Annotated in this window: 16 protein-coding genes; 13 read left to right on the top strand and 3 right to left on the bottom strand. The window is 68.6% G+C overall.

Annotation, left to right across the window (positions count from 1 at the left end; genetic code table 11):
- Both ACN675_RS22605 and ACN675_RS22610 read right to left on the bottom strand, forming a co-directional pair.
- Nucleotides 1-1,144, bottom strand: a 1,144-nt coding sequence (locus ACN675_RS22605; protein WP_420752970.1) for an SPFH domain-containing protein, incomplete at its 3' end; no start/stop codon positions are given.
- Between the two features lie 2 nt (nt 1,145-1,146).
- Nucleotides 1,147-1,578 (bottom strand): NfeD family protein, encoded by a 432-nt coding sequence (locus ACN675_RS22610; protein ID WP_420752971.1) that lies wholly within the window; start codon nt 1,576-1,578, stop codon nt 1,147-1,149.
- Between the two features lie 232 nt (nt 1,579-1,810).
- Between ACN675_RS22610 and ACN675_RS22615 the strand changes: the two genes are divergently transcribed.
- The 13 genes from ACN675_RS22615 to ACN675_RS22675 all read left to right on the top strand — a co-directional run bounded on the left by ACN675_RS22615 (nt 1,811) and on the right by ACN675_RS22675 (nt 14,835).
- Entirely contained in the window at nt 1,811-2,176 is a 366-nt protein-coding gene (locus ACN675_RS22615) for an ArsR/SmtB family transcription factor (protein WP_420752972.1), read from the top strand.
- Nucleotides 2,177-2,666: 490 nt separating this feature from the next.
- Nucleotides 2,667-4,409, top strand: coding sequence for a SulP family inorganic anion transporter (locus ACN675_RS22620; RefSeq protein WP_420752973.1), 1,743 nt, complete (start codon nt 2,667-2,669; stop codon nt 4,407-4,409).
- A gap of 189 nt (nt 4,410-4,598) precedes the next feature.
- A complete protein-coding gene (locus ACN675_RS22625; protein WP_420752974.1) occupies nt 4,599-5,234 on the top strand; it encodes a TetR/AcrR family transcriptional regulator in 636 nt (211 codons plus the stop codon).
- Nucleotides 5,235-5,279: 45 nt separating this feature from the next.
- Nucleotides 5,280-6,143 carry an oxygenase MpaB family protein gene (locus tag ACN675_RS22630; RefSeq protein ID WP_420752975.1) on the top strand — a complete coding sequence of 288 codons (864 nt, stop codon included), beginning with the start codon at nt 5,280-5,282 and terminating at the stop codon, nt 6,141-6,143.
- Between the two features lie 169 nt (nt 6,144-6,312).
- On the top strand, nt 6,313-7,128 hold the full coding sequence (locus tag ACN675_RS22635) for an MlaE family ABC transporter permease (RefSeq protein WP_420752984.1): 816 nt from the start codon (nt 6,313-6,315) through the stop codon (nt 7,126-7,128).
- Complete coding sequence (locus ACN675_RS22640) at nt 7,128-8,012, top strand: MlaE family ABC transporter permease (protein ID WP_420752976.1); 885 nt, start codon at nt 7,128-7,130, stop codon at nt 8,010-8,012. The genes ACN675_RS22635 and ACN675_RS22640 overlap by 1 nt, the downstream gene beginning before the upstream one ends.
- A gap of 8 nt (nt 8,013-8,020) precedes the next feature.
- Nucleotides 8,021-9,037 carry an MlaD family protein gene (locus ACN675_RS22645; RefSeq protein WP_420752977.1) on the top strand — a complete coding sequence of 339 codons (1,017 nt, stop codon included), beginning with the start codon at nt 8,021-8,023 and terminating at the stop codon, nt 9,035-9,037.
- Nucleotides 9,034-10,071: an MlaD family protein gene (locus ACN675_RS22650; protein WP_420752978.1), complete on the top strand. Its 1,038-nt coding sequence runs from the start codon at nt 9,034-9,036 to the stop codon at nt 10,069-10,071. The genes ACN675_RS22645 and ACN675_RS22650 overlap by 4 nt, the downstream gene beginning before the upstream one ends.
- Nucleotides 10,071-11,087 carry an MlaD family protein gene (locus tag ACN675_RS22655; RefSeq protein ID WP_420752979.1) on the top strand — a complete coding sequence of 339 codons (1,017 nt, stop codon included), beginning with the start codon at nt 10,071-10,073 and terminating at the stop codon, nt 11,085-11,087. The genes ACN675_RS22650 and ACN675_RS22655 overlap by 1 nt, the downstream gene beginning before the upstream one ends.
- A 1-nt stretch (nt 11,088) precedes the next feature.
- Nucleotides 11,089-12,192, top strand: a complete 1,104-nt coding sequence (locus ACN675_RS22660) for an MCE family protein (RefSeq protein ID WP_420752980.1) — start codon at nt 11,089-11,091, stop codon at nt 12,190-12,192.
- Complete coding sequence (locus tag ACN675_RS22665; protein ID WP_420752981.1) at nt 12,189-13,217, top strand: MlaD family protein; 1,029 nt, start codon at nt 12,189-12,191, stop codon at nt 13,215-13,217. The genes ACN675_RS22660 and ACN675_RS22665 overlap by 4 nt, the downstream gene beginning before the upstream one ends.
- A complete protein-coding gene (locus ACN675_RS22670; RefSeq protein WP_420752982.1) occupies nt 13,214-14,164 on the top strand; it encodes an MlaD family protein in 951 nt (316 codons plus the stop codon). Before ACN675_RS22665 ends, ACN675_RS22670 begins: the two co-directional genes overlap by 4 nt.
- The gene (locus ACN675_RS22675; protein WP_420752983.1) at nt 14,161-14,835 is read left to right on the top strand and encodes a hypothetical protein; all 675 of its coding nucleotides are present in this window, start codon (nt 14,161-14,163) and stop codon (nt 14,833-14,835) included. Before ACN675_RS22670 ends, ACN675_RS22675 begins: the two co-directional genes overlap by 4 nt.
- 57 nt (nt 14,836-14,892) lie before the next feature.
- On the opposite strand, the gene ACN675_RS22680 is transcribed toward ACN675_RS22675, so the two are convergent.
- Nucleotides 14,893-15,714 carry a DUF3097 domain-containing protein gene (locus ACN675_RS22680; RefSeq protein WP_420752985.1) on the bottom strand — a complete coding sequence of 274 codons (822 nt, stop codon included), beginning with the start codon at nt 15,712-15,714 and terminating at the stop codon, nt 14,893-14,895.
- Between the last annotated feature and the right edge of the window lie 228 nt (nt 15,715-15,942).

Genomic DNA, 15,942 nt, shown 5'->3' on the forward strand with positions numbered 1-15,942 from the left:
CACCGAAGTCCGGTCCCCCGGCCGGCTCCCCGCTCGTGCGCACCGCCGGGTCGACGGGCTTGCGCGCGACGGCCTCGGCCTCGGCGACCGCCTGCGCGACCTCCGGGTCGCGGGCGGTGGTGAACCAGTCGGCGACCTCGGCGGTGTCGTCCTCCGGCCGGGGCAGTTCCTCCTCGACGGGCGACGGCTCGAAACGGAAGACCCCGTCGTCGCCGGGCGCACCGAGGGTCTTCGCGAATCCCTTGAGCGCCTCACCGAAGTCACTGGGCACCAGCCACACCTTGTTCGCATCGCCCTGCGCCATCTGCGGCAGCGTCTGCAGGTACTGGTACGCGAGCAGTTCGGGGGTCGGCTTCCCGGACTTGATCGCCGCGAACACCTTCTCGATCGCCTTCGCCTGACCCTGCGATTCGAGATACTTCGCGGCCCGATCGCCCTGGGCCCGCAGGATCCGGGACTGGCGGTCGGCCTCGGCCTCGAGAATCGCGGCCTGCTTGGAGCCCTCGGCCGACAGGATCCGCGACTGCTTGTCGCCCTCGGCGGTCTTGATCGCGGCTTCGCGGTGACCCTCGGCGGTGAGGATCATCGCGCGCTTCTCGCGATCGGCCTTCATCTGCTTCTCCATCGATTCCTGGATCGACGGCGGCGGATCGATGCTCTTCAGTTCGACGCGGGCGACCCGCAGCCCCCATCGGCCGGTCGCCTCGTCGAGCACGCCCCGCAGCTGACCGTTGATGGAGTCGCGCGAAGTCAGGGTCTCCTCGAGGGTCATCCCGCCGACGACGTTGCGCAGCGTCGTCACCGTCAACTGCTCGACCGCGGCGATGTAGTTGCTGATCTCGTAGACCGCGGCCTGCGGGTTGGTGACCTGGAAGTACACGACGGTGTCGATGCTCAGCGTCAGGTTGTCCTGGGTGATCACCGGCTGCGGCGGGAACGAGACGACCCGCTCGCGCAGGTCGACCTTTGCGCGGATGCGGTCGACGAACGGCACCAGGAAGGTGAGCTGTCCCGACGCGGTCCGGTAGTAGCGACCCAGCCGTTCGATCACCGCGGCCTCGGCCTGCGGCACCAGCGCCACCGACTTGACCACGACCAGCACCACGAGTGCCACCAGGACGGCGAGCACGATCAACGCTTCCATCGTCAGACACCCCTCCATACGACGGCCGTTGCGCCGTCGATCTGCATCACCGTCACAGTCGTTCCCGGTTCGTACACCGCGGTTTCGTCGAGCGGACGCGCCGTCCAGACCTCACCGTCGATCTTCACCCGCCCCGAATGCTCGTCGACCTGCTCGAGAACGAGGGCATGTTTGCCCGGCAGGGCGTCGACACCCGTGGTCAGCGCGGGCGGAGCCGAATAGCGCCGGCGCAGCGCCGGTCGCACCCCGAGCAACAGCACCAGCGAGGACAGCGCGAACACCACGGCATCGGCCCACACGGGAAAGTCCGTCGCAGCCGAGACGCCCGCGGTCAGGAGGGCGGCCCCGCCGAGCATGAGCAGCACGAAGTCTCCGGTCAGCGCTTCGGCTGCGGCGAGAGCCACACCCGCGATCAGCCAGATCAATGCCGTCACGTCACCATCGAACCACAAATCGGACATCGGGGCAGACGCCCAGGCAGAGCGGCCGAGGAAGCCGCGGGCGCGATCGGGCGCAACACCGAATTGGCAAATTGCTAAGATTCGCAACCAGCGCTTCCGCATGGCATGATTCCGCCAGCGCGAGGGTGCACGAATGCGTTCCCGCGACGAGGACGAGAACGCCTCGACCGGAAGCGACCGGCCGACGGAGAACACAGGAGGCGCCATGGCCACGAACTCGCGCCAACCGCTGTATCAGATGAAGGCGGACTTCTTCAAGACACTGGGGCACCCGGCGCGGATCAGGGTGCTCGAACTGCTGAGCGAGCGTGATCATGCCGTCTCGGAGATGCTGCCCGAGGTCGGGATCGAACCGGCGAACCTGTCCCAGCAGCTGTCGATCCTGCGTCGCGCCGGACTGGTGACGGCCAGGAGGGAGGGCCTGTCGGTGTCCTACACCTTGACCTCGCCACAGGTCGCGGATCTGTTGAAGATCGCCAGGGGGATCCTCACGGGCGTCGTCGCGGGACAGGCCGAGCTGCTCGAGGACCAACCGGAGTCCGCGGCACTGGTGGGCCACTCGACGAGCTGACCCACCGAGCATCGACGCGGCGCAGCCCGCACCCACTGATTGCAGATTTTCTAAACTTCATACCTTGCAGGATTCCTAAATACATACCTTGCATGAACGGACGATGAGGGTGACCGACAAGGACCACGACGCGCACGGATCCGCCGGCAGCACGGATGTGCACGAGAGCCGACTTCCGTCGTGCCCGGGAACGCAAGCACCGCCGCGAAGCCTGACCGTCGCAGCGCTGGGCCCATGACCCAGGCACGGAACGCATCACGTCGATCTGCCCGCGTTCCGTGCCTTCCCCCGGGCCCCGGCACGGAGGAGAGGGATCGCCTCCTCCCTGCCGGGGCCACGTCTCCCCGGCCGGGCCTGTGTCCCCTCCGCAGGCCCGGCCGGGGGGAGACGATCCGCAACACCTGTCCACCACAGTCGACCGAACCGCGCACCACGCATCGCCCAACTTTCCATCGCTGGAAAGGCTCTCGGCACACTGAGGAAGCTGCACATGTCTGTACTGGGAAACCCGAACGAGCCCGCGAACACGACCGGCGCTACCGGTAACCGTGTCTCCGGCGTGGGTCGGTCGGTCGCCGCGCTCCTGCCCCGATGGAGCGAGTGGAAACCCGCGTTCCGGGCTCCCGGCGCCGATCTGCTCTCCGGCCTGATCGTCGCGCTGGTGGCACTGCCGCTGGCGCTGGGATTCGGTGTCAGCTCCGGCCTCGGTGCCGCCGCAGGCCTGACGACAGCGGTCATCGCCGGAGCCGTCGCGGCCGTGTTCGGCGGTTCCCGCTTCCAGGTGTCGGGCCCCACCGGCGCGATGACCGTGGTTCTGGTGCCGATCGTGGCCCAGTACGGCCCGACGGGTGTGCTCGCGGTCGGGCTGATCGCGGGTGTGGTCCTGGTCGCGCTGGCATTCGCGGGCATCGGCCGAGCCGTCCGCTACATGCCGGCCCCCGTGATCGAGGGGTTCACCGCCGGCATCGCCGTCGTCATCGCTCTCCAGCAGGTCCCGGCCGCCCTGGGCATCTCCGGCGCCGAGGGCGAGAAGGTGTGGCAGTCCGCGTTCGATGCCGTTCACAAGTTCGTCGCGAACCCGTCGATCCTGACACCGTCGCTCGCGCTGGTGGTCGCCGTGGCGATTCTCATCGGCGGACGCTTCTTCCCGAGGATCCCGTTCTCCCTCGTCGCGGTCGCCGCCGCGACCGTCGTCGCGCAACTGTTCGGCTGGGACATCGCCCGGATCGGCGCCATTCCGTCCGGGTTTTCCGCACCGACCCTGGGCTTCCTGGACCTGGAGAATCTCCCCTCGCTGATCGCACCCGCCCTCGCCGTCGCCGCCTTGGCGGCGCTCGAGTCGCTCCTCTCGGCGACCGCCGCGGATTCGATGGCCGTCGGCACGCGCCACGATCCCGACCGGGAACTGTTCGGGCAGGGCCTGGCGAACATCGCCGCACCGCTGTTCGGCGGCGTCCCGGCGACCGGCGCGATCGCCCGGACCGCGGTCAACGTCCGCTCCGGCGCCCGGACCCGGCTCGCGGCCCTGACGCACGCGCTCATCCTCGCCGCGATCGTGTACCTGGCCGCCGGTCTCGTCGCCGAGATCCCCCTCGCCGCCCTCGCCGGGGTGCTCCTGGCCACCACCGTCCGGATGGTCGAAACGGCCTCCGTCCTCGCCATCGCCCGTGCCGGCCGGGCCGACACCGTCGTGATGATCGCGACGTTCCTCGTCACCGTCGTCTTCGACTTGGTCACCGCGGTCGCCGTCGGTGTCGGATTCGCCGCACTCCTCGCGCTGAGGGCGGTCGCCAGGTCGGCGCGGATCGAGCAGGTCCCGCTCGAACAGGGCGATCACCTGGACGAAGAGCACGAACTCCTGCGCGAGCACATTGTCGCCTACCGTATCGAGGGCGCGTTGTTCTTCGCCGCGGCGCACCGATTCCTCCTCGAACTCGCCGAGGTCGCGGACGTGAAGGTGGTGATCCTGCGCATGTCGCGGGTGACCGCCCTCGACGCCACCGGCGCCATCGTCCTCAAGGACGCCGTCACCAAACTCGAACACCGGCACATCACCGTGTTGATCTCCGGAACCAAGCCCGAACACGTGCGCCCACTCGAAGCCGTCGGCGTGTTCACCACCAGCGACGGCCAGGAACGACACGTCTTCGAGACGACCCCCCGCGCGATCAGCTTCGCGCGCATGCTCGTCCTTCCCGACAGCCACTACGCCGCCACCGGCACCGAGGACTGACCGACGCCGGAGATCCGCTCCGGCACCACCACACCGACACCGCGCCGACATCTCGAACGAGATGAACGCTGCCCTGGGAAATGAACTCTGTTTCAGGACAGAGCGCAAAGAGGCCTGCACAAACATAAGTTCGGTTAGCTAGAACTTGTTATTTGCACCCGGTGAGATCGGTGATACCGTTCCCGAACTATGGGTATCACCCCGGTCCGCTCGCTCCTGGTCGGAGCACTCGTCGGCCACAGCACCGACCTCGACCCCACCGACGCCGCCATCCTCGCGGCGACCATGCGGTGCCTGAGTCGTCACGGCCTGGAACGGACCACCGTGACCGACGTGGCGACCGAAGCCGGCGTGGGACGCGCGACCGTGTTCCGCCGCTTCGACACCAAGGAAGAGCTGCTCTCCCGCGCGTTCGCCTGGGAACTCGATCGTCTCGTCACCGAGTTCCACGCCGCGATCGACTCGATCGAGGACCCCCTCGAGAGGTCGGTCGAATGGCTCGTCGAAGCCGTGCGCACCGTCCGGAACCATCCGGTGGCCCGGCGCTTCGTCGACGACGGCGTTGCGCTCCCGCTCCTGCACGACCCGCAGATCACCACCATGCTGCTCACCTCCGTCCGTGAGGAGCTCGAATCCACGGCGCGGGAGACCGGGATCGAGTTCGACACCGAGACCGCCGCGGAGATCATCTCCCGCTTCTTCGCGAGCGTCTGGCTGGCTCCCGAACTCGGACCCGCCACGGCGTCCGACGACGGCGTACGGCGCATCGCCAGGACGATGCTGTCGTTCCTCATCGTGCCGTCCACACCCCCCGCCGACAGCTGACCCCGGCCCCGGGCCGCCCGCTCACTGAACCCGAGGAGTATCGCGATGGAAACCACTCCGGCACAACGTGTTTCCGTGGACATCGAGGAGGATGTTCCCGTCGCCGACCGCACCTTCGTGCGCCTGCTGGCGGATCGGCGGATCTGGCCGCTGTTCCTGTTCCGGGCGCTGTCACTGCAGGGCACACATCCCACCGTCATGGTTGCGCTCGAGCAACATTCGAAGTCGTTCAACCAGCCGTCGGTGCGCGCGGAGAACACCCTGGCCTACACCTACCGGATCTATTTCGGCGACAACGTGGCCGAATCCGCACGCGAGCTGCGCGAAATGCACCGGCCCATCACCGGACTCGACTACGAGGGACGCAAATACCACGCGTGGAACCGCGACGTGTGGACGTGGGTGCACCTCACCACGATCGAGTCCCTGATCTACGCGATCACCATCTGCTTCGGTCCGCAACCCGACGCGGCGGTGGAAGCGTTCTACCGGGAGAGCCGCCGCCTCGGCCTGCTCTTCGGGGTGCGCGAGCAGGACATGCCTGCCGATGTCGCAGGGCTGCGCACATACGTCGAGCAGGGGGTCGTGCAGAAACTCGCCATGTCGCCCGGCACCCGGCGGATGCAGCAGCTCGTCGACGAGCAGGATGTGATCGCGACTCTCGAACCGAAACTCGCGGCCCTCCCCCGCCCGCTGCCGGCGCTGCTGGAGAAGCTGACGAGCCGGCCGGTCGAGACCTTGATGTTCGGCGCCTTCCCCGAGTACGTCCGGCAGATCTGGGACGTGCCGTGGAGCCCGGCCCGTGAACGAGAGTTCCGGGCGCTGATCGCGATCGTGCGCGCCGCCGGCCGCGTACTCCCCGCACGTGTGCGGATGATCCCCGAAGCCCGCGCCGCCCTGGAGGTCTGACACCCGGTTCCACCGTTCATCGAACGCGTCCCCGGGTTCGTCCCGGACGCGGTAGCGACGCTGCGGTCGTCGACGCGGTCCCGCCGGACCCGCACGCTGCGCGCTCGGTTCTTCACCATCAGTTTTCTCAGGGGGGATCAACGTGACTTCACGAACCGTGGACGATGCCGTGCCGGGGGACCGGCCGTTCGGCGGGGCAGTCGCCGCACGCGGCGCCGAGGCGACACGCACCTTCGGGCGCACGCTCCGGTTGGCCTTCCGCTCCACCGCATACCTGATCGTCGACATCGCCACCGGCCGCTTCCCGTTGCGGGAGGCGATCGTTCAGGGCTGGTTCTTCATCTCGGTGTCGGCCGTGCCCGCGATCCTGGTCGCCCTGCCGCTCGGCGTGGTCATCGCCGTGCAGGTCGGCAGCATGACCGACAACGTCGGCGCCAACTCGATGGCCGGCGCGGTCGGCGGCATGGGCGTCATGCAGCAGATCGCGCCACTGGCCGCGGCCCTGCTCATCGGTGGGGCGGGCGGGTCGGCGATCTCCGCGGACCTGGCCTCCCGCACCATCCGGGAGGAGATCGACGCGCTGCGCACCCTGGGTATCGACCCGCAACGCCGGCTGGTCTCCCCCCGCATCCTGGCGATGATCGTCGTCGCCCCCATGCTGTCGGTGCTGATCATCCTGATGAGCATCCTCGCGAGCTTCGCGGTCGCCTCCCTCGGTCAGGGGGTGGCCCCGGGCTCGTACTGGTTGTCCTTCGGCAGCTTCGCCTCGACCACCGACCTGATCGTGTGCCTGCTCAAGGCCGCGGTCTTCGGTTACGTGGTGGCCGTCATCTCGAGCCAACGCGGGCTCGAGGCCAAGGGCGGCCCGAAGGGCGTGGCCGACAGCGTCAACGCGGCCGTGGTGCTCAGCATCATCGCCTGCATGGTCGTCAACCTCTTCATCACACAGGTGGTCCTGATGTTCGTTCCGATGAGGTTCCTCTGATGAGCGCCGCACAGCAGACCCCGGTCGCGACACCATCCCCCTATCTGCCCCGCGGCCTGCGGTGGACGCGTCACGCGCGCCGGGCCTGGGACCCGATCGAAGCCCTCGGGCAGTACCTGCACTTCGTCGTCGTCTCGTTCCGCGGGATCGGACACGCCCTGCGCCGCAACCGGCGCCAGACCGTCGCGATCTTCACCGATCTGACCTGGGGTAACGGCCGCGCCGTCATCGTCGGCGGTGGCGTCGCCCCGGTCCTGGCCATCCTCGGCATCGTCGCGGGAGCGATGGTCGGTCTCGTCGGCTTCTCGGCGCTGGACATGCTCGGGATGGGACCGCTGACCGGCGCGATGTCGGCCCTGGCCAACCCGCGCGAACTCGCGCCGCTGATCGCCGCGATCGGTTTCGCCGCGCAGGCCGGTTGCCGGATCACCGCCGAGGTCGGCGCGATGCGGATCTCCGAGGAGATCGACGCGCTCGAGGCCCAGGCCATCGACTCCGTTCCGTACGTCGTGTCCACCCGGCTCATCGCCGCGGTGGGTGCCGTCGTCCCGTCCTACCTGATCGCGCTCGCCCTCGGGTTCGCCGCCACCGGCGTGACCGTCACCGTGGTGCAAGGGCAGGGTGCGGGCGCCTACGACCACTACTTCCACATGTTCACCGAGCCGGTCGACCTGATCTACTCGCTGATCAAGGTGGTGGTGTTCGTCCTGGTGGTGACGCTCGTGCACGCGTACCAGGGCTACCACGCGACCGGCGGTCCCGAGGGGGTCGGGATCGCTTCCGGGCGCGCCATCCGCGCGAGCCTCGTCCTGATCGTGACCACCGACATGGTGCTCACGCTCGTGATGTGGGGCCTCGACGCGACGATCAGTTTCTCGGGGTGAGGGAGTAAGTGAGCACAGCACAGTATTCCGCCTTCGGGCCCGGTCGCCGCGGCCTGCGGATCCGCGGGCTCGCGGTGATCGTCGCCGCCGCGCTCGTCGTCACCGCGGCCTGGTGCGCGACGCAACCCGATCGATCCGGTGAGATCGAATTCGCGGTCACCGCATCGAATCTCGGAGACGGCGTCTCCACCGACACCGCGGTTCGCCTGCGGGGCATGTCGATCGGCTCGGTGATCGACGTCGAGCCCCAGGGGCCGCAGAACCAGATCGTCACGCTCAGCGTGGACGAGAACCACGTCGACGAACTGTCCACGACGATGCACACCCGGTTCGTCTCGTCGAACATCTTCGGTTCCACCGCACTCGAACTCATCCCGATGCCGGGCGGAGAGCCGATCCGACCGGGCAGCACCCTCGCCCTCGGCGACGTCGGGGACTACACCGTCACCACGGTGCTGCGTGACTCCGGCCGGCTCCTGCTCGACGTGGTGACGCCGCAGTTGTCGGACTCGATCGACAGCGCGGCCGAGCTGACCCAGCAGATGGCGCCGCTGCTCGCCTCGTCGCTGCTCGTGATGCGCAACATCGCCCGCACCCAGAACGAGCCGCTGAGCGAGCTGCTGCCGAAGTTCGCCGATGTCTCCGAGGGGGTCGCCGTGTTCACCCCGTCGGCCCTGAACACCCTGTCGGCGATCGCGTCCGTCGAGGAACTCGAGGACGACTTCCGCACACAGCAGGCGAGCGAGACGATCACCGAGGTCTCGCATCTCGTGCTCGCGCTGTCCGGTGAGATCGTCGGCGCCCTCGGACCGACCTCGGATGCCGTGGACATGCTGCTCGACATTCTGATCCCGATGAACCAGAGCCTGCGCACCGTCTCCCCCGACCAGGTCACCAGGCTCGTGGACGGCGCCGACGGTGCCCTGCACCAGCAGGGCGACCGGGTGGTCCTGGGGGTGGACGTGCTCGTCGACACCTTCCCCGCCTTCCGCGTTCCGCTCGAGAACACCGGGGGTGCCCGATGAGAACTCCCCGCCAGGCAGCGGTCCGGCTGGCGCTGCTCGCGACCGTCGTCGCCCTGATCGTCGTGCTGATCGTGCAGGCGATCGAACGCCCCGTCGGTGGCTCGACCATCGCCTACAAGGCTCAGTTCGGTGACGTGTTCGGCCTGAAGGAGAACGCCGATGTGCGCCTGCGCGGCGTGCAGATCGGCAAGGTCACCGACATCTCGGTGTCGGAGGGCAACCACGCCCTCGTCGACTTCACGGTGCTCGACGAGTACCGCCTGCGCGACTCGGACCGGCTCCTCGTCAAGTTCCAGAACCTCACGGGCCAGCGCTATCTCGAACTCGATCGCAGCGAGGAGGGCGGCCAGGAACTCGACCCGGCCGGCCTGGTGGTGAACACCGTCGACTCGTTCGACATCACCACCGTCTTCGACGGCCTCAAACCGCTTCTCCGCGAAGCGGATCCGGCCGTCTACAACCGGCTGGCCACCAACGTCGCCGCGCTGATCGAGGGCAGCGAATCCAGCCCGACCCCGGTCATGCGCGACATCGCCGAACTCGCCACCTACGCCGAAGACCGCAGCGCCCTGATGAGCACCCTCCTCGACAACTTCACCGCCCTCGACGAGCAACTCGAAGGCCGGTCCGAAAACCTCGAGAACATCCTCGAGGTCTTCCACTCGATCTTCACCCCGCTGGTGACACGCATGACCGAGTTCCTGTCCCTGACCAAGCTCGGTGCCCTCGAGATGTCGGAGGTCGACCGCACCGTGAACCTGCTCGCCCAGCTCGGTCTCGGCGCCTACCCCGGCCAGGAGGACTTCCTCGCGCGCAACGACGACTTCATCCTCCGGGTGGACGAGGTGATCCCGGATCCGTCGACGGCCATCAGCACCCTGTCGGTGCTGCCCGGGATCTTCGAGGGGATCAACTCCCTCGTCCCGCGCGTCGATGCGGCCCGGCAGTGCAGCAACGGTGCGGTGCAGTTGCCGATCGAAGCCGACGTGCTGCTCGAGGGCCGTCCCCTGACCATCTGCAACGGAGGTGCCTGATGCGCACCCGCATGTTCGGACGACTCGATTTCGGATCCGAGGACGCCGATCCCCGGACCCAGATGTGGTGGGCGCTGTCGGGCCTGCTCGTCTTCGCTATGATCGCCGGCGTCGTGCTCGCGCTCTATCTGCGTCCGATCGGGGCCTCGACCTACCGGCTGGAACTGGCGGAGTCCGCGGGACTCGCCGCCGGCGACGACGTGCGCATCGCGGGTGTCCCGGTCGGCTCGGTCACCGGGTTGACCCTGGCCGACGACCACGTCGACGTCGAGTTCACCGTCGACTCCGAGCATTTCGTCGGGGACCAGACCTCGGTGTCGGTGCGGATGCTCACGCCGATCGGCGGTCTGTACCTCGCGGTGCACCCGGCGGGCAGGCAGCCGCTGACCGAGCCCATCCCGCAGAATCGCGCGGCCCTGCCGTTCCTGGTGAACGACATGTTCGAGGAGGCCACCGCGGTGGTGGAGGAACTCGACACCGGAGCGTTGCGCTCGGCCCTGGACAAGACCGCCGCGCTGCTCGGCGAATCCCCGGATGCGGTGCGCATCACGGTCACCGATCTCGAAGCGGTCATGGACGTCGTGTCGAACCAGAAGGACCAGATCGAGAGTCTGCTCGAACTGTCCAACGAGTACCTCCGCACCGCCAACGACAACAAGGAACTCGCACTCGAGATCATCCGGGGCTACGCCATCCTCGGGCCGAAGATCGTCGAAGCCCACCAGGACGTGAAGATCTTCGCCGACGGACTCTCCGGACTCGCCGGGCTGCTGTTCGACTTCCTCAGCGGCCCCTACCAGGAGAAGGTCGAACCGATCATCCCCCACCTCGTGGAGGCCGGCGAGCGCGGCGCGGAACTGCAGGCGTCCGTGGAGTCCATGACGAACTCCCTGCGGGAGACGCTCACAGGACTCGCGGCCGCCGCCGGGCCGGAAGGCCAGGCTCTTGTCGACCAGAGCGGACTGACGGTCCAGCGACCCGATGTCTGTCTCCCGATGCCGGGAACACGGTGCTGACATGCGAACACCGACTGTGAATTCACGACGCCTCGTTCCGGCGGTGACGGTGGTGGCGCTGGCCGTGGCCGGCGCGACCGCGTTCGCCGCGACCTCCCGTGACGACACCTCCTCGATCTGCGCCTGGTTCGAGGACTCCTACGGTCTGTATCCCGGTTCTCCCGTCACCATCCGGGGGATCTCCGTCGGGACCGTGGACGGGATCGAACCCGACGGTGCGCGCGTGCGCGTCGACATGACCGTCGGCGACCGGGAGCTGCCCGCCGAGACGGGCGCGGTCATCACCAACGCGTCGATCCTCACCGATCGCCGCGTCGAACTCGTCGATGCCGATCCCCGCCCCGGCCCGGCCCTCACCTCGGAGATGTGCATCGACACCGCCCGCACCCGCACCCCGGTCAGCGTGTCGGAGGCGCTCGGATCGTTCTCGGAGCTCGTCCGGCAGATGACCGAGCGTGGCCCCGACGGAACGGCGCCGCTCGAATCGGCCCTGAAGGATGCCGGACGCGAATTCGAGGGTCTCGGGCCGACGCTGAACCGCGAACTGCGCGACCTCGCGGAACTGCTGTCGTCCCCGGACAACTTCATGGACCAGCTCGGGCAGATCCTCGACAACTCCGCCGAGATGACCACCCTGCTCACCGACGACTGGGAGAACGTCAAGTCCACCATCCAGACGTTCGCTCCCGGTCTGGCCGGTATCGAGCAGATGCTCGTCGTGGCGAAGATTCTGGTCGAGAAGCTGTCGCTGGCCGTCGGTCCACTCGACCGGCTGTTCAACGAGCACTTCCCCTCCCTGATGAACGCCCTGAACTCCACGCTGCCCACGCTGACGATGCTGCGCACCGGGGCCGAGAACTCCAGCGAGCTGCTCGCGACGATCCCCGGCACCGTGACGATGCTCGAGACGATGGTGCAGACCCGGCCCGGGTCGGTGTCCGTCGAGCTCGATCCGGCCCGCGCCGAGGTGCCGGCCCCCGACGCGGCGCTGACCTGCGCGGCCCTCGAGCAGGTCGCCCCGGACAGCTGCTCCGTGGTGTCCTCCCGCTCGGTGTCGGTGCCGCTGCCGCAGCTGGTCCTGTCGACGATCGGAGCAACACCGTGACCCGTTCGTTCACCCGCTCGCGCCGTCTGGCCGGGGTGGTCCTCGCCGCCGTGGTTGCCTTGTGCGGCTGCAGCTTCGACCCCAGCGACCACGCCCTGCCCGGCTCCGGGGTCCGGGGACCGACCTACCGGCTGAATCTCGAGTTCGAATCGCTGCTCAGCCTCCCGACCGGAGCCGACGTCCGCAGCGAAGGCATCTCCGTGGGCACCCTGCGGGCGATCGACCTCGAGGCGCACAGCGCGGTCGCGCGGATCGACGTGCGCGAGTCGGTGGTCGTGCCGGAGGGAACGCGCGCCGAACTGCGGCAGAACACCGTGCTCGGCGACATCTACATCGCGTTGCTGCCGCCGGAGGACGGGAGCGGCGCTCCGTTGCGGGACGGTGACACCATCCCGCTGAGCGACACGGATCCGGGTCCGCAGATCGAGGACATGCTCGAGCGGATCGCGATGTTCGTCAACGGCGGCAGCCTCACCCGGCTGCAGGATTCGATTGCGCGCCTGAACGAGGTGCTGCCCGAGGACCCCGCGGAGACCCGCGAGCTGTCCGCGACGATCTCCACCGATCTGAGCGACGCGGCCGCGAACATCGACCAGATCGATCGCATCGTCGTCGCGACGGACGAGCTGTCCCAGCGTCTCGACGCCGCACGCGACGAGGTGGGATTCCTGTTCTCCGATACCGCCCGGCGCCGCCTGGATCGGGTGCCCTACTTCATGGAAGCCGTGCTCAACATCGTCATCGACGTCAACACGATGGTCACGGGCCTGGAGTGGCTGATCCCCCGCCTCCCGCACATCAACGACAATCTCGAACTGCTCACCCCGTTGCTGCGCGAACCGTCGCCGACTGCCGGTGAGCTGCGGGGCAACGCGGCCGAGCTGGTCGAGCTCGTCGACGAGAAGCTGGTCCCCTTCCTGCTCGAGCCCGGCATCGACATCCGTCAGGTGACGATCGCCGGCGACGAGGGGGGCCCGGCGGCCGACGGATTGGTTCTCCTGCGCATGATCGGAGCTCTGCCGTGACCCGTATTCCCGCGTGGATGTCCGCGCTCGCCCTGGTCGTGGTGATGATTCTGGGCACCTGGTATCTCGTGGTCGGCGTGCTGCAGATGGATCCGACGCAGCGCCGCCTGCACGCGGTGGTGGACATGCGCGACGCGGCGGGTCTGCGCACCGGATCGTCGGTGGTCTACCGCGGGGTGAACATCGGGCGCGTCGACGGCCTGGAGAACCTCGACGGGTTCGTGCGCATGAACCTCTCCTACGAGGCCGAGCACCGTATCCCCGTGGACAGCACCATGCGTGTCGAGAACCTGTCGTCGCTGGGCGAACCGGTGTTCTCGTTCGTCCCGGCGTCGGCCGAGGGTCCCTATCTCGAGGACGGTGCGCACCTGACCGAGGTCGTCGAACTCCCGACCTCGGTGCCCGATCTCCTCGCGACGACCTCGGAACTGCTCGAGCAGACCGATGCGGAGTCGCTGAACGAACTCGTGGCCACGTTCACCGAGTCGGTGGAAGGACTCGAGGAGACGATGCCCGCGGCGGGTCGCGGTGCCGAGTTGTTGCTGTCCACCCTGACCCGGCACGAGGGATCGCTGGAAACCGTTCTGAGCGACCTGATGTGGATGATGGGCGATGTGGAGTGGGTGCGACCGGCGATGGTCTCCGCTCCTCCCATGCTGGATCAGTTCGGTGAGACCCTCGGTATCTCGTACGAGTATCTGTTCGAAGGATCCTCGGTGCTGAAGGGCGAGGAGATCCTCGGCTCGTGGCGCGAGGAGGAGATCGAACTCGCCGATTTCCTCCGGAGGTTCGCACCCGAACTCGGTGCGATCGGGGTCGCGCTCCGGCCCGTCACCCAGGCCACCGGTTCCGTGGTGGGGCGGATGGACCTCGGTACCCTGCTCGAACAGGCCATCGCGACCATGCCGGGCGACAGCGTCCGGTTCACCGTGAGCGTGCCCCGATGAAGAAGGAAGACAGCGTCATGTCGAACTCCGGCCCGACCTCGAACACCGATGTCACCGAACAGGATCCGGCCGCGGCCGCACCGACCGCGACGGCCACGGCCGGGACCGGGCGCGGCCCGTGGTGGTCGTCGATCCGCACCGTCGCGGTCGTCGCGGTGCTCGCGCTCGTCGCCGCGGTGACCTTCGGGGTGCTGTGGGCGACCGACGACTCGTCCGAGCAACTGCAGGCCCTGCAGAGCCGGCTGGACACCGAGGCCGAGGCCGAGGCCGTCGCCTCCGACTACGCGCTGAGCGTCTCCGAGGTCGACTTCCGCGATCTCGACGCCTGGCGGGCCGCGCTCACCGACGGTGTCAGCGAGCAACTCGTGCCGAAGCTCGAGGGGGCCGTGAACGTCGTCGCGCCGTGGCTGACCCAGATGGAGTACACCTCGACCGCTCGTCTGCTCGCTGCCGAGGTGGCGAGCAACGACGGCGACACCTTCGTCGTGCAGGTGTTCGTCGACATGGTGTCGAAGAGCAAGCAGACCCCGGACGGGGTGGCGGCCACCGCGACCTACCGGGTGACGATGGACCGCGCGTCGGACTGGACCATCACCGATGTCGGTGGCGTCGGGGCCGGGCTGCCCGGAACGGGCGAGGCCGAACCCGCACCCGAGACCGGCGGTCGCTGACCGGGTTCGACGCCGACGGGTGCGGACCCCGACGAGCGCACCGGCGCGTCGGGCGGCTCAGCTCTCCCCGGGTTCGGTCACGAAGTCCACGAGCCGTTCGACGGCGCCGATCAGCGGCGCCTCGAGATCCCGGAACGACGACACCGCACCGTAGACGCGGCGCCAGCCGTCCTGCGGGCTGCCCCAGCCCAGCTCCCGGCACACCCCGGTCTTCCAGTCCTGCCCCCGCGGCACCTTCGGCCACGCCGCGATGCCCAGGGTCTTGGGCCGCACCGCTTCCCACACGTCGATGTACGGGTGGCCGGTGACCATGACGTACGGGCCGAGGTTCGCGGTCAGCCGTTCCTCCTTGGACCCGGCGACGAGGTGGTCGGCGAGCACCCCGATCCGCCGGCCCGGTCCCGGTTCGAACTCGGCGAGCCGCTCGGCGAGGTTGTCGAGGCCCTCGAGTTGTTCGACGACCACCCCTTCGACACGCAGGTCGTGACCCCACACCCGTTCGACGAGCGCGGCGTCGTGCACGCCCTCGACCCAGATGCGGCTACCGCGCGCGACCCGCGCCTTCAGTCCCTCGACGCGAGTCGACCCGGACGCGGACCGCTCCGGTTTCTGCGCGGCCGGGCGGGCTTTCGGCCGCACCAGCGTGACCGGCTTGCCGTCGACGAGGAAGGCGGCGGGGCGCATCGCGAACAGGCGGGTGCGACCTTGCCCGTCCTCGAGGCGCACGAAGTCCCCGTCGTAGGTGCGTTCGAAGCCCACGACGGCGCCGCACCAGCCCGAGGCGGCGTCCTCGACGACGAGATCCTTCTCGGCCGCCAGTTCCGGGACCGTGGGCTTGCGGGTGCGGGTGTGACCGGCGTAGATGTCGCCGCCGTACATGTCGCGTGGGCTCACGACCGACGACGTTAGGACACGGTGTGGTGCCGTTGCGGCTGCCACGCCGAGGTGCCGGTGTGACGTGCCGCCGTATGCTGTGCCGGTGAGTTCCCCGAGCCTGACCCTGACCCTGTGGGCGGGCGTGTGGCTGTCCGGCGACGCCGCGCCCGACGAGGTGATCGACGCCCTGAACGCGTGGGCGCCGCTGCACCTGGTGTTCGCGGACGACGA

The organism is Rhodococcus sp. O3, assembly GCF_048897285.1.
In the GTDB taxonomy this organism is placed as follows: Bacteria; Actinomycetota; Actinomycetes; order Mycobacteriales; family Mycobacteriaceae; genus Rhodococcus.